We start from the raw sequence: 14,268 nt of genomic DNA, 5'->3' as shown, positions 1-14,268 counted from the left end.
ATTTCTCGTAATTCCTATTCTTTTACAGTGTTTAAATCTATACAAGTTCTTAAATTTGCACTCTTAAATTTAAGTTATGTATAGATCACATTCTTGTGGTGAGTTAAACTCAGATCACATTGGTAATCAAGTCACTCTTTCTGGATGGGTGCAAAAAGTAAGAGATAAAGGTTTTGTGGTATGGGTAGATCTTAGAGATCGTTATGGTATAACTCAATTAGTATTTGATGAGGAGCGTACGTCTTTAGAGATATTAAATCGTGCCCAAGAACTTGGTCGCGAGTTTGTTATACAAGCAAAAGGAAAGGTAATTGAGCGTGAATCTAAAAACAAGAATATCCCAACTGGTGATATTGAAGTGCTCGTTGAAGAACTTACTGTTCTTAATGCTGCAAAAACACCTCCTTTTACTATTGAAGATGATACGGATGGCGGTGAAGATTTAAGAATGAAATACCGTTACTTAGATATAAGAAGAACTCCAGTTAGAGAGAATTTAATATTTAGGCACAAGGTTACTATTGCAGTAAGAAACTATTTATCAGATTTAGGGTTTATTGAAACCGAAACTCCATACTTAATAAAATCTACACCAGAAGGTGCAAGAGATTTTGTTGTGCCTAGCAGAATGAATGAAGGGCAATTTTATGCCTTGCCACAATCTCCTCAAACTTTTAAGCAATTGCTTATGGTTGGTGGTATGGATAAATACTTTCAAATTGTAAAATGCTTTAGAGATGAGGACTTAAGAGCAGATAGACAGCCAGAATTTACACAGATAGATTGTGAAATGGCGTTTATAGATCAAGAAGATATCTTAAATACTTTTGAAGGTTTAACTACACATTTACTTAAAGAACTTAAAGGAGTAGAGGTAACCGAGTTTCCTAGAATGACCTATGATGACGCAATGAAACGTTATGGTAATGATAAGCCAGATATTAGGTTTGGGATGGAGTTTGGTGAACTAAACGAAGTTGCACAACATAAAGACTTTGGTGTATTTAACTCTGCAGAACTTGTAGTAGGTATAGCAGTACCTGGAGCAGCATCATATACTCGTAAAGAAATAGACGCCTTAGTAAATTGGGTTAAAAGACCTCAAGTAGGTGCTTTAGGAATGGTGTATGTAAAATGTAATGAAGATGGATCCTATAAGTCTTCGGTAGATAAATTTTATGACCAAGAAGATCTAGCAAAATGGGCAGAAGTCACTGGTGCTAAACCAGGCGATTTAATTTGCGTGCTTTCTGGAGATACACATAAAGTAAGAACACAACTTAGTGCATTGCGTATGGAAATGGCAGAGCGTTTAGAACTAAGAAAGTCAGACGAATTTGCTCCACTTTGGGTAATAGATTTTCCATTATTAGAATGGGATGAAGATACAAAGCGTTATCACGCTATGCACCATCCATTTACGTCACCAAAACCTGGACAATTAGAGCTTTTGGAAACTAATCCTGGAGAAGTGAAAGCAAACGCATACGATCTTGTCTTAAATGGTAATGAAATAGGTGGAGGTTCTATACGTATACACGATAGCAAAACTCAAGCTTTAATGTTCGATTATTTAGGCTTTACTCCAGAAGAAGCAAAAGCTCAATTTGGATTCTTAATGGATGCTTTTCAATACGGTGCGCCACCTCACGGCGGACTAGCATTTGGACTTGATAGATTGGTAGCTATATTAGGTGGACAAGAAACTATTAGAGATTTTATAGCATTCCCTAAAAACAATGCTGGTAGAGATGTTATGATAGATGCTCCTGCAAAAATAGATGAAGAGCAACTTAAGGAGCTTCATCTTAAGCTTAACCTGTAATTATGAAAAAGTTTATTGTCATCTTATTTTTTAGTTGTGCAATATTACTTTGCCTTGGTTTTTGGAAATTAGATACAGAAGATGTTGCCTTGGGTCATAAACTTATAGGAACAGCTTGTTTGTTAGGCATGTTCATTCTTATACCTTGTTTTATATATTACCGTTGGAAAGGGAAAAATGTTAGAGATTATATGCTAACAGATGAAGCCTTTAAACGAATGAAAGAATTTAATAAAGACAAGGAGAAGAACAAACGAAATCCCAACAACTCTAAATAATTAAAAAACGCAGACTCTTATGAGCTGCGTTTTTTTAAGCTTTTTTCTGAAATCAATTTTGCTATATTTATAACATGATTGCAAAACGAGTTTGTTTAGAGTGTGGTACAAAGTTAATGGGTCGAGTAGATAAAAAGTTCTGCCATGACGGTTGTCGTAACGCTTACAATAACAATATTAATAAGGACAGTAAAAATCTTATTAGAAATATTAATAACAGACTTCGTAAAAACTACCGAATTTTAGAAGCATTTAACCCCAAAGATAAAACCAAGACTACGCGTACTAAACTACTTGCCAAAGATTTTGACTTTAATTATTTTACAAGCACATATACAACCAAAGCAGGCAAGGTGTATTACTTTGTTTATGATCAAGGCTATCTAGAACTAGATAATGATTTCTTCGCACTAGTAAAGCGACACTAACTAATATGGATACAGAAACTATTCTATTAATTGCAGGTTTTGCTTTTGCATTTATAATTATAATATGCAGTTACTATTTTTCAAAACGTAATGTTGTATTAAGGCAATTAACCAAAGTGAAAAGCACATCTTTAGTTAGTGTTAGGCATAATCAAAAAGTGAAGGTTTTTGGAAAAGTAAAAGCAGGTACAGATGTACTAACTGCACCATTAAGTAAAAGAAAGTGTGTTTATTATTATGTTGAAGTTAAAGAAAAGAATGGAAATAACGGAAGCCGAACCATCTTTAAAGAAGAACGTGTAAAAAACTTTATGATTGAAGCAAATGGCGCTTTTGCAGTAATAAAACCGCAAACTAACTTAAAGACTGTAACAAGTTATGTAGTACAAGATATAAGTCATTCTACCGGATTTTTAAATGACGCTTCACCACGCTTAAGACATTTTATTAGGACAAGAAATATAGGAGCAACAACACTATTTGGTTTCAATAAAAACTTAGAATACAAAGAATCATCTATTGAAATAGGAGAGCGCATTGCTGTACTTGCTACAGCAAAATGGAAAAAATTAAACACGCCTATCGAAGGTTACAACTATTCTAGCATATTAGAGCTAGAAGGAACACAAGACGACAAACTTATCATTACAGATGATCCTGAAGCATTTAAAGACAAACTTTAATTTACTTCCAGTTTTGTTGCTTTAAATTTAAAGCAGCTTTTAAAATATCTTTTTGACTAATTAATCCTACAAGCTTCCCTTCTTCAACAATAGGAAAACGTCTCCTTTTAGCGCTTAAGAATTGGTTGGCTGCATCAAAAATATTCATATTACCATCTATAGTTTCTACATCTCTTACCATGTGTTTTTCAACTGTAGCATCATCCATTGGTAAATTGTGGTATCTACTATCACTAATCTGTTTTATACAGTCACCTTCAGAAATAATACCAACAAGTTCATTTTGGTCATTTACTACTGGACCACCAGAAATTTTGTGCTTTACGAGTGTCTGTATCACCTCCATCACGTTTTGGCTTGGTGTGAAGGTGACGAGTTTTCTACTCATATAATCAGACACCGTAATTTGCTCTTTGCTACCTTTTGTAGGTTTAGCTCTACGACCCATGTAATTTGAAATTCCCATAATATAAGTGGTTTAGTTAACACTTAAAGTTAGGTAATAATTTAATACAGGTCTTTATATTCTTTAATAAAATTAAAATACAGGCAGTTGAGAGTTAGTGATTTACCAGTAAAAATGTTTGGCTTCAGCTTGTTTCTTAATAGCCGCTAACATCGCGCTCTGTAGGTTGTTAGCCTTATTTAATGTTGTAGTTTCTTTGGCTATGTAATTTTTTCGTTTGGTGTTTAATTGCTGTATTTTTTCTTGTAATTGCTTACGCTCTTTAGTTTTTAATACAATGTAGGCTTCAATCTCTGCTGTAGATTTTCCTGCCAACGCTTTAGGTAGTTGGGCAGTATTTAATTTTGAAAGGGTTACTTCATTTTCATTTACAGCATCTACAAGATCCCAACTTTTATTTGTGTAAAGATGAGAGCTTTTACTAACTGCTCTTTTAATTGCGCTACTCTCATTATAACTCATAGCATTATCATCTTGAGATATTTGTACTTCAGCTTTTTCTAGGCCTTTTGCGCCATACGGTATATAGGTGTTATTCAATTTTGTGTTTAATTTTAAAATAGCATCATCGTATGGAGAGGCAACGTGTACTATGGCCTTATTATGATCTATTGCCATATAATCGCCTCCAGTAAGTAGAGCACCATCTCGCCAATAAGAAGAAACGCCATGATTGTAGCTTCCGCAGAACATAGTATTTACGGTAATGTCATGTTCTTTAGCATTTTGTGAGGCATCAACATAGTTTATTTGTCCTTGCGTATACGGTTCATTTCCTGCTATAAAAATAAGCTTTAAGGTTTCGTCTTCGTTTTCCCATTCTAAATTGTTTACTGCAGTTTGTACAACTGTACCACAATATTCATTGCCGCCATTAGTAGTTAAAGAAAATAATGCTTTTGAGACATCATCTAAATCTTGTGTGAACTCTAAAATTTTGCGAGTATAGCCGTCATATTTAGAAAGGTTACTATTTCCATACTCATACAAAGCAATACTTAAGGTTGGTGCTTTTCCATAACATTTAGCTAAGGATAACTCATTTACAATATCCCAAAGTTGAGCTCTTGCTTGGTCTATTAATCCGTCCATACTATTACTGGTATCTAACAATAATGCAACCTGTATTTTTGGAGTCTCGTTAGTCGCAGGTGTGTGTAATTGGTGAGTAACTTCTGGAGCATCTGCTAAGAGAGTTTCAGGTTTTGAATTTGCATTTACGCAGCCAATAAGACTTAAACAACTTACAATAATTGGTAGGGCATTAATTTTCATCATCTTTTTTTTAATTGAACATCATAAAAGTACTTGTACAGCAGTGCAATAAAAATTGGTAATGAGTAACTGGTACATACTATTGAGTGAATAGTCCATATGAATGATTCAGCTATTCAAAATGAGAGCAAAAACGTATTAAATTGAGTATTTACAGCACATCTGCATTTTTTTGAACCGTTTTATTGTAGTAGGTTTAACCTTTCAAAAGTACTTATGAAACACATTTTTATTATCTTATTTTTCATCTGTTCAGTGCCTTGTTGTGTTGCTCAAATTGGAGAACAAACTATTGTGAGAGGTACAGTTTTAGAAGAAGGTACCTACAATCCTTTTTCCAACGCTAATGTTGAGGTTGTTGGAGGCGCTTATACGACTACAAATGCGGCTGGCGAATTTAGGTTACAGGCAAGAATAGGAGAAGAGCTTGTAATTAGACACGAAGATTTTGAAACGGTGTATCATACCATTGGTAGAAACGACAATATTAAACTCACAGTCGCACCAAACAAAACAAAACCTAAAGCTGTAAAGCGAAATAAACAAGTTACTCAAGAACGTTTTCAGCAGTATTTAGACTCTGCCAAAAATGTACTAAAAAAAGATGCAAAAATAAGTATCGAGTATGTTGCTAAGGCCTTGGCAACAGATCAAGAACAAACGTTATCTAAACTTCAAAAAGCAAAGGCTTATGAGTTGCTGGGTGATATTTACACGTATTGGAAACAGCATGATTTAGCAGTAAGCAATTACAAGTTTGCTATACGAGATAATGTTTCTACACAACGGCAGCTAAAATTGGCAAAAGCTTATACATTAAATAAAAACTACCAAGAAAGTATATCTCTTTATAATGAGCTAAAAAATAAATCGCTTTCTAATTATAATGAAGTTTTACGATTAGAAGGTTTGGGAGATACCTATAAAAATACTGGTGATTTAAATAAAGCTATTACCCAATATCAACAAGCGCTTACCTTGGCAGAAAAGCATTTGTTTACACCAAAAGTTACAGACTTAAATTCCAAAATCGCGGAGGCTTATGATGCTAAAGGAGCTACTAAGCCTGCAGAAGATTATTATGAAAATTCTTTAAACCTTGCTAATAAGGAAACACGTAAACGTGCTGCAGAAGAAAAAACTAAGGTAGCAGACTTTTACAGTAAGAATAGATCTTATAGAGAAGAAATACAATTACGCCAAGAGGCCTTAAAAGATATTGAGGTATTGTCTGAAGATGCTGTGGAGAAAGAACAGGAAATTGATAACGAGAGTGCATTAACGCCACAAAAACAAAACTATAAAATTGCAAACGCCTACGCTGCACAGGAAAATATTGAAGATGCCATACCGTATTTACAAAAGAGTATAAAAGAAGCCAAGACAAACAATGATTTGGTGGTACAAAAGGATGCAACAAGAAAATTAGGAGAGCTTTATAGAGCAAAGGGAGATATAACTAAAGCCGAAGAAACGTTTAAGGATTATGAAGTTGTTGTAGATCAACTATACGTTCAGAAAGAACAGGAAATTTCTCAGGCAGCACGGTTTAGTAGAGATCTCACACTAAAACAAACTCGAATAGAAAGCTTAGAAAAAGACAGAGCGCTAAATGAGTCGCGTTACCAATTAGCAGTGGAAAATCAAAGCTTAGTAAACCAAAGCAACAGAAGGCAAAAATGGATTATTGGTGTTTTAATTGCATTGGCGTTGGCACTATTGGTTGCAGCATATTTAATGTACCGGAATAACAAGCAACAAAAATTTGCAAATAACTTGTTGGCTTTAAAGTCGCTGCGCTCACAAATGAATCCGCACTTTATATTTAACGCACTCAACTCTGTAAACAGCTTTATAGCAACTAATGATGAGCGTGCCGCTAACAGATATCTATCCGAGTTTTCTGGGCTTATGAGAGCTGTTTTAGAAAACAGTGAGGAAGATTTTATACCATTATCAAAAGAGATAGAGCTGCTTCAAAAGTATACCAAGTTAGAGCACTTTAGGTTTCAGGATAAGTTTGATTATGATATTTTGGTAGATGATGCAATACCTACAAATCAATTTAAAATTCCGCCTATGTTATTACAGCCTTATGTAGAAAATGCAGTGTGGCACGGCTTGAGGTATAAGGAAGATAAAGGTAATTTGTTGGTGCATTTTCAATTAAAAGATGAGCATACAGTAGTTATTATAATTGAAGATGATGGTATTGGCAGAGCTCAATCTAAAGCTATTAAAACAGACAATCAGAAAAAACAAAAGTCTCAAGGCATGAGTAATATACAACGTCGTATTTCAATTTTAAACGATATGTATAGTGACACTATTGCAATTGCCATTTCAGATAAAGACCAAACTAACCACACAGGAACTCGTGTTGCTGTAACCTTAAAGAAACACTAATGATCTTAGATGCCATTTTAGTTGAAGATGAGGCAAGAAGCCGTGATATTCTTAGAAATTACATTACTAAATATTGTCCCAATATTAATTTGGTAGGTGAAGCAAGTGGTGTAGATGAAGGTCTTGAGCTTATAAGAAATCATCAATTAGATCTTGTGTTTCTAGACGTTGAAATGCCGTATGGTAATGCGTTCGACCTTCTTGAAAAAGTAGGCGATCGCACATTTGAAACAGTTTTTGTTACCGCTTATGATCATTATGCAAAAGACGCCTTAAATGCTCACGCTTCGTACTATCTTTTAAAACCAATAAATATAGATGAGCTTATAAAAGCTGTAGATTATGTGGTGGCTATAAAAACCAAAGAATCACAGTTAAAGGATAAAGTGCTTTCTGCAAATATAAAAGCTGTAGATGGTAAAATAACCATTCCTACACAAGAGGGTTTTGAGGTCTTACAGGTTAATAACATTTTATACTGCGAAGCAGATAACAACTACACTACCATTTATTTAGAAGACACTAAAAAAGTGGTGAGCAAAACTCTTAAGTATTTTGAGGATGCGCTAACAGATTCTGGTTTTGCCAGAATACACAAATCCTATCTTGTTAATGTAAATGCTATTACCAAATATATAAAGGGAAAAGGTGGCCAAGTAGAGTTAAAAAACGGCAAAGTACTTTCTGTTTCTGCATCTAAGAAAGCAGATCTTTTAAATTACTTTTCCTGATCTTCTAACATAGTTAGTGCAAACTTAAGTTTCCAATACGGTATGGTTTCTTCAAAATGAAGGTAGTAGGGTTTTAAACCTTCAGGATGGTTTAATGTTTTACTTGCAGTCTTAACTTTAGAAAGTTCTTCATCTGTTACAAATTCATTTAAGTTTAATGAAAGTTTATCTTCTAAATGAAGCTTTAGTAAGTGGCTGTAAATAGTGTTTAAAGACAAATCACGCTCTTTGCTAATATCTTCAACAGGCATTCCTTGCGTATATAATTGAAGCGTTTGTTGGTACGTGTCTACCTTAGGTTTTTGTTGTGCTTTATATGTTTTAATAACATCAATAAACGGTTCTGCATAGCTCTCTAACTTAGCTTTACCAACACCACTAATATCTGCAAAAGCTTTAATTGTGGTAGGTTGCTTCTTAATCATATCTTTTAAGCTGGCATCACTAAAAATAATATAGGCAGGCACATTTTTTTCAGCAGCTATAGCAGAACGCTTGTTTCGCAATTGCTCAAATAGGCTGTCATTCTTAGTTACTTTAGTAGTTTTTGCATCTTTTAAAGCTTTCACATCTTCGGTATGTGCTAGTTGAATGTTCTGCCCTTCAAATAAAATTGCCTTTGCTAAAGGTGTAAGCACTAATCTTCCATTTTCGTGAAAGTAAACCTCCAACACACCAAGATTTATTAATTGAATAATGTATTGCTGTAAATCGTTCCAGGAAACATTGTTTATAGCACCATAGGTCTTTATATGCTGGTATCCTTTATCAAATACTTGTGCATTTTTGGCACCACGTAACACATCAACAATCATAGTGACACCTTCTTGTTCTTTAACGCGTGCCACTGCAGAGCAAACCTTTTGCGCTATAACTGTTCCATCTACATATTTAGGCGGATTTTGACAAACATCACAATACCCACAATCTTTAGTAAGATGTTCTCCAAAATAATTAAGCAAGGCTTTTCTGCGGCAACTTAATGCTTCAGCGTAATGTTGCATACGCTCTAATTTTGCCAACTGAAACTCTTCTGTAGCTGTGCCTTCGGTAAATCTGCGTAATTGTATCACATCTGCATAACTGTAAAACAGTAAGGTGTGTGCTTTTAAGCCATCTCGTCCTGCACGACCAATTTCTTGATAATAGCCTTCTATATTCTTAGGCATATTATAATGTATAACCCAACGCACATTACTTTTATCTATTCCCATACCAAAGGCAATGGTTGCCACAATAATGGGTGTGGTGTCATTTACAAAATCTTCTTGTATGTTTGCACGGTCTTCTGGAGATAAACCTGCGTGATAAGCTTTAGCCTTATAGCCAGCTTGTTTTAGTTTTTGGGCAAGCTTTTCTGTACTCTTTCTGCTCAGGCAATAAATAATACCGCTTTGGGCACCTCGAGGACCTAAAAATTTAAGAATTTGTTTAATGCGGCTTTGACCTGGTCTTACATCTAAAAATAAATTTTGCCTATCAAAAGAGGCCAAGTGCTTTTTAGCGTGAGAGATATTAAGCTGTTTGCTAATATCATCTTGTGTTGCCTTATCGGCAGTTGCTGTAAGAGCAATTATGGGAATTTGCGGAAACTCCTGTTTTAAACTCCCAAGTTTAGTGTAGGCTGGTCTAAAATCATGTCCCCAAGCAGAAATACAATGCGCCTCATCTACCGCAATTAGATTTAGAGTAATTGTACTAATGGTGTGGCGTAAGTTTGGTAAGCTTTCTGGTGCAACATAAAATAAAGACAACTCACCTTTTGTAAGTTGTTGCAACACGTGTTGCTGCTCTTCTTCTGGTTGGCTACTGTTGTAATAAGCAGCAGTTATACCATTGGCTCGCAATGCATCTACCTGATCTTTCATAAGAGCAATTAATGGCGAAATAACCAAAGCAGTTCCTTCTTTGGCTAATGCAGGCAATTGGTAGCACAACGATTTTCCACCACCAGTAGGCATAATAGCTAAGGTGTCTTTCCCCGAAAGCACATCGTTTATAATGGCTTCTTGGTTGGGCTTAAAGCTGTCATAACCAAAATGAGTTTTTAATAGTTGGGTGATAGATGAAGTAGTAGATGTCATTTAAAAGTGAGCTTTCTATAGTATACATTGCGCCGTTAAGGTAAGAATTAGGGATGAGTGAAAAACGAAAAGCGAAGAAAAATATATGTAATATATATGTTGTTTTCTTCGCTATTGTTTTCTGGCTTTAAAATTATTTAGACATCATTAGAAGCTCACTGCAAACCACTTCTGTGGTGTAGCGTTTGTTGCCATCTTTATCGTCCCAAGAACGGTTGGTAAGCTTTCCCGTTATGGCCACTTCTTTTCCTTTACACACGTAGTTTTCTACAATCTCTGCGGTTTTGCCCCAAGCTACAATATTGTGCCAATAGGTTTGTTCTACCTTTTCTCCATTTTTGTCTTTATAAGATTCGTTTGTGGCGATTGAAAATTTAGCCAGTTTTTTACCTGACTCTAAGTTGATAATTTCTGGGTCTTGTCCCAAATTCCCGATCAATTGTACGTTGTTTCTTAGCGTTTGCATAATAATTAGTTTTTAAATTAAACAATTGAGATAATGACAGATTAGTTGTATTGACTGCCGAAGCAAAGATGTAGTAGCGTTCTTGTATTAATCGGTAAGTAAATATTTGTAAACGATTGTAAGTGCTTGTTGTCGCTTGTAAACGTTTAAATAATTATAAATCAATTTATTATGTTAATTTAAAAATTATAAGTTTTTTAATGTGTTTTATTGATTAAGTTTGGAGTTACGCTTATAAACTAGTTAGCAAATATTAAGAAAATACCCAATATGAGGTATTGACCTGAATTCATAATAATTTTAATTTTGAATCCTTAAACATTTAAAATGAAAATAAATATACTCATAGTATTTCTGGTTCTTTTAAATTTTTCAGCATACTCTCAAGACTGCAATTCATTACTAAAAAACGGTGAAAATTATGCTGCTGGTGACAATGCAATTTCGTGGTGTGATTTTGAAACACAAACAGATTACGTAAAATGTATGTGTGATAGAGAAATTAATTATCAAAATCAAGTTAAGGAAGAAAAACGTATTGGTGATAAATACAATTCAGACTTAAAAAACCTAAGAGGTCAAAGAGAAAATGCCGCATCTTCTGGCAATTATAAATTAGCTATAGAATATATTGATCAGCAGATAGATCTTGTAATAAAGAATCCTGTTAATCATCCGCAATATTTTATAGATAACGAGTTAAGAACGCTTAGATCTCAAAAAAAACAATACGAAAATCAATTAGGTAATAATGAAAATTCGCAAAACAATGAACAAAGAGATTCTTACACTCAAAAAAGCAACGACGTAACCTCTAATAAAAACAATCAACCTAATGATGCTCAAGATTTTATTGATAATCAAAAAGCCGCTACTGTAAAATATGATGCTGCATTAGAAAAATTAGGTAATACCTTAACTACTCAATTTACCGAAATGTCTAATAATTGGGCAAAAGAGCAAGATTATATAAATCAAATATCAAGTTTTTCTCAAATAAAATCTACAAGTGTAACTGGTATTATTAAAGAAGCTAGGCAGAAACAAAAACAGCTAGAAGATGTTTTTAATAAAAAAGCTAGAGACCTAGACAAAGATCTTGCCACAGCTAGAACCCGAGTACTTGCAGCTGCAAAGAATGAAACACAGGCTGCTGTAGGAGAATTATTAACAACAACAGCTACAGTTTTGGCAAGAAGAAAACTGGAAAAAGAAGAACGTAATGCAAGACAAAATCTTGAAAGGCAGAAGGAACGAGAACTTTCAAAAATAGCTGAGAAATTAAAGGAAAAATACCTCCCAATAAGACAAAATGCACTTAAAGCTGCAACACTTGCACTTTCTGAAGATGCTGAAGAATTTTATTTAAAACAATATGAGTTTGCAGCGTGTATGATGAAAGATGCTGATGAAATTATTAGAGGAGGCAATTATTGCAAAGACCCTGGGAATAGAAGTTTTAAAAATAATAGTAAAAATATCTCTGGTGAAACCTATTATAATACGTTTAGTCGTAAATCTAACAGTAGTAATGAAAGTATAAAACAAAAAGCACCGTATTTTTTAGAGTTGGCTCTTCAAAAAAAGCCTAATAATCCTAAATGGCTTTATGAAAAATCTCAACTTAAAAATATTGAACTAATTGAAAAACTTGCAATACTTAAAAAAGTTATTGCCTTAGATAATAAAAATGTTGCTTATGGTACTGCTTATGATTCAACACTAAAGGAATATAAAAAGTTTTTAGAACAAGAACGTATATTTGAAGAACAGAAAGCTAAATATGGGAGTGATATTGTTAAAAAAACGATAATTCAAGCAAGTAATTCGAATTATAACTGGGCAGAACGTGAAAATGTTAAATTAGTATATGTGCCAAAACGTAATGAAACATTTTTTATTAATAAACAAGGAAAAACTATTCTAAATACCTCAAAATATGATACCGTAACAGACTTTTTTGAAGGACTTGCTCTTGTAAGTAAAGATGAACGCTATGGTTTTATTAATATCAAAGGAGAAACGATTATACCTTTAAAATACAAAAATGCTAGAACTTTTGATGAAGGTATGGCGTTTGTTGTAGATGTAGAAACATACTTAGCAGGTTTTATAAATAAAAATGGAGAAACAGTAATCCCTTTTGAATATATAGACGTCAGTTCATTTTCAGAAGGATTGGCTTTTGCAACAAAACTCAAAGATGGGAAAAAGAGAACTCAAGATTATGTCCCAGAAAGTGATAAAAATAGCTTTTACATTGATAGAAAAGGCAATGTAAAGATTTCTGGAAAATTTGATAAAGGAGTATCTTTTATAAATAAAAGTGCTGTAGTAAAAAAATCTAAAACTTCAACTTTTATGGGTGGTGGTAATGATAAATATAAATACATTGACACTAATGGAGAATATTTATTCAATGAAGGTTTTGATATAGCAAGACCATTCAACAATAAAGGTTATGCTATAGTGGCAAATGAGAAATTCGCAAGTGGTCTGAGATGGTTTATTATTGACAGCAAAGGAGAGAAAACTAGCAAAATAACCTTTGGCAATGAACCTAAGTTTATAAATAATGTTGCTATTGCAAATATTGGTGGTAGCAGTGACTACACAAGTAAATATGTAATTATAGATGATACAGGTAAAGTATTAACAAATAAAGAATACAAGCGGATTGAATCGTTCAAGGATGGGTTAGCACTAGCTAAAGATGAGTATGATCAAAGCATATATCTAAACCTATTAGGTGAAGAAATTGATAATGATGACGAGATATTATTTAAAAGAAAAGAAAATGAGGTACTTGAAATTGAAGAGCTTAAAGATTTAAAATCTATAGATGAACTTGAGAATTCTTTAAAAGAAATATATATCCAAGTATGGAAAACAGATGATGGTTTTCTAGTTCAACACAATAATCAAAATAGTAACAATAGAGGTTTTTTCAATTGGAAAGGTGAAAATATAATTCCAGTAAAATACCCTTGGCTAACACCTTTTAGTGATGGTCTCGCTGTTTTTAGTGAGGTGAAAGGTAAATATGGCTATATGAATTTACAAGGTGATTCTGTGATAGACCCGATATATGATTTTGCAGAGATGCATTCTGAAGGTATCGCTATAGTAACGCTTAATAAAAAAATGGGGTTTATAGATACTAACGGTAAAATTGTTATACCTATAGAATATCAAGCAGTATTTGCATTTACAGAAGGTTTGGCAAGAATCTGCGATAATGGCAAATGTGGGTATATAAATGAGAATGCTGAAATCGTCATTCCTTTAAAATACATAATGGTTGAGCCATTTAAAAATGGTAAAGCTAAAGTAAGCCTTAAAAAACCTAAAAAAAATGATTATTTCTACATAAATAAATTTGGCGAAAAAGTAGAATGATTCATTACCAAAGGAAATAACATTTGCTAACAATGTATATAAAAAATAGCGCGAGTACTTGCTAACACAGAAGTTCGGGCGCATTTGCAAGGTCGCCAAATTTTTAAATTTGGCTTATTGACAAAGGAAAAATAATAAGAAAAATTTAAAAATTCGGCTCGTGTTTAACCGAATGGATAGCGTGCAAATCAGCCCTACTGTTCTTATACACAACCGTTATAATGCAA

The 14,268-nt window shown here is 33.6% G+C and carries 11 protein-coding genes; 7 read left to right on the top strand and 4 right to left on the bottom strand.

Going from position 1 to position 14,268, the window contains the following annotated elements:
- Positions 1-76 precede the first annotated feature (76 nt).
- The 4 genes from aspS (at position 77) to CA2559_RS01945 (ending at position 3,214) form a co-directional block, all read left to right on the top strand.
- Entirely contained in the window at positions 77-1,825 is a 1,749-nt protein-coding gene (gene aspS / locus CA2559_RS01960) for an aspartate--tRNA ligase (RefSeq protein ID WP_013186155.1), read from the top strand.
- Positions 1,826-1,827: 2 nt separating this feature from the next.
- On the top strand, positions 1,828-2,103 hold the full coding sequence (locus tag CA2559_RS01955; RefSeq protein WP_013186154.1) for a hypothetical protein: 276 nt from the start codon (positions 1,828-1,830) through the stop codon (positions 2,101-2,103).
- 74 nt (positions 2,104-2,177) lie between these two features.
- Entirely contained in the window at positions 2,178-2,531 is a 354-nt protein-coding gene (locus CA2559_RS01950; RefSeq protein WP_013186153.1) for a hypothetical protein, read from the top strand.
- A gap of 5 nt (positions 2,532-2,536) precedes the next feature.
- Entirely contained in the window at positions 2,537-3,214 is a 678-nt protein-coding gene (locus CA2559_RS01945; RefSeq protein ID WP_013186152.1) for a hypothetical protein, read from the top strand.
- 1 nt (position 3,215) lies between these two features.
- Here CA2559_RS01945 and CA2559_RS01940 read toward each other — a convergent pair whose 3' ends face one another.
- Both CA2559_RS01940 and CA2559_RS01935 read right to left on the bottom strand, forming a co-directional pair.
- On the bottom strand, positions 3,216-3,680 hold the full coding sequence (locus tag CA2559_RS01940) for a CBS domain-containing protein (RefSeq protein WP_013186151.1): 465 nt from the start codon (positions 3,678-3,680) through the stop codon (positions 3,216-3,218).
- A 102-nt stretch (positions 3,681-3,782) separates the two neighbouring features.
- Positions 3,783-4,958: a VWA domain-containing protein gene (locus CA2559_RS01935; protein ID WP_238524719.1), complete on the bottom strand. Its 1,176-nt coding sequence runs from the start codon at positions 4,956-4,958 to the stop codon at positions 3,783-3,785.
- A 213-nt stretch (positions 4,959-5,171) separates the two neighbouring features.
- Here CA2559_RS01935 and CA2559_RS01930 point away from each other — a divergent pair, with 213 nt between their 5' ends.
- Together CA2559_RS01930 and CA2559_RS01925 are read left to right on the top strand one after the other, a co-directional pair.
- A complete protein-coding gene (locus tag CA2559_RS01930) occupies positions 5,172-7,361 on the top strand; it encodes a histidine kinase (RefSeq protein WP_013186149.1) in 2,190 nt (729 codons plus the stop codon).
- Positions 7,361-8,092 carry a LytR/AlgR family response regulator transcription factor gene (locus CA2559_RS01925; protein WP_013186148.1) on the top strand — a complete coding sequence of 244 codons (732 nt, stop codon included), beginning with the start codon at positions 7,361-7,363 and terminating at the stop codon, positions 8,090-8,092. Before CA2559_RS01930 ends, CA2559_RS01925 begins: the two co-directional genes overlap by 1 nt.
- Here CA2559_RS01925 and recQ read toward each other — a convergent pair.
- Positions 8,080-10,176 (bottom strand): DNA helicase RecQ, encoded by a 2,097-nt coding sequence (recQ, locus tag CA2559_RS01920; RefSeq protein ID WP_013186147.1) that lies wholly within the window; start codon positions 10,174-10,176, stop codon positions 8,080-8,082. The genes CA2559_RS01925 and recQ overlap by 13 nt on opposite strands.
- 133 nt (positions 10,177-10,309) lie before the next feature.
- Positions 10,310-10,642 carry a single-stranded DNA-binding protein gene (locus CA2559_RS01915; protein WP_013186146.1) on the bottom strand — a complete coding sequence of 111 codons (333 nt, stop codon included), beginning with the start codon at positions 10,640-10,642 and terminating at the stop codon, positions 10,310-10,312.
- 327 nt (positions 10,643-10,969) lie between these two features.
- Between CA2559_RS01915 and CA2559_RS01910 the strand changes: the two genes are divergently transcribed.
- Positions 10,970-14,041 (top strand): WG repeat-containing protein, encoded by a 3,072-nt coding sequence (locus CA2559_RS01910; protein WP_013186145.1) that lies wholly within the window; start codon positions 10,970-10,972, stop codon positions 14,039-14,041.
- The last annotated feature ends 227 nt before the right edge of the window (positions 14,042-14,268 follow it).

Source organism: Croceibacter atlanticus HTCC2559 (assembly GCF_000196315.1).
Classification (GTDB): Bacteria; Bacteroidota; Bacteroidia; order Flavobacteriales; family Flavobacteriaceae; genus Croceibacter; species Croceibacter atlanticus.
The sequence above is the reverse complement of the archived record's forward strand: the minus strand, read 5'-3'. Positions and strand labels throughout refer to the sequence as shown.

What these genes read in the sequence shown, in the direction of transcription:
- CA2559_RS01925 (WP_013186148.1), top strand. Translation starts at nt 7,361, where the DNA reads ATGATCTTAGATGCCATTTTAGTTGAAGATGAGGCAAGAAGCCGTGAT.
- CA2559_RS01940 (WP_013186151.1), bottom strand. Translation starts at nt 3,680, where the DNA reads ATGGGAATTTCAAATTACATGGGTCGTAGAGCTAAACCTACAAAAGGT.
- CA2559_RS01915 (WP_013186146.1), bottom strand. Translation starts at nt 10,642, where the DNA reads ATGCAAACGCTAAGAAACAACGTACAATTGATCGGGAATTTGGGACAA.
- recQ (WP_013186147.1), bottom strand. Translation starts at nt 10,176, where the DNA reads ATGACATCTACTACTTCATCTATCACCCAACTATTAAAAACTCATTTT.
- CA2559_RS01945 (WP_013186152.1), top strand. Translation starts at nt 2,537, where the DNA reads ATGGATACAGAAACTATTCTATTAATTGCAGGTTTTGCTTTTGCATTT.
- CA2559_RS01910 (WP_013186145.1), top strand. Translation starts at nt 10,970, where the DNA reads ATGAAAATAAATATACTCATAGTATTTCTGGTTCTTTTAAATTTTTCA.
- CA2559_RS01930 (WP_013186149.1), top strand. Translation starts at nt 5,172, where the DNA reads ATGAAACACATTTTTATTATCTTATTTTTCATCTGTTCAGTGCCTTGT.
- CA2559_RS01955 (WP_013186154.1), top strand. Translation starts at nt 1,828, where the DNA reads ATGAAAAAGTTTATTGTCATCTTATTTTTTAGTTGTGCAATATTACTT.
- CA2559_RS01935 (WP_238524719.1), bottom strand. Translation starts at nt 4,958, where the DNA reads ATGATGAAAATTAATGCCCTACCAATTATTGTAAGTTGTTTAAGTCTT.
- CA2559_RS01950 (WP_013186153.1), top strand. Translation starts at nt 2,178, where the DNA reads ATGATTGCAAAACGAGTTTGTTTAGAGTGTGGTACAAAGTTAATGGGT.
- aspS (WP_013186155.1), top strand. Translation starts at nt 77, where the DNA reads ATGTATAGATCACATTCTTGTGGTGAGTTAAACTCAGATCACATTGGT.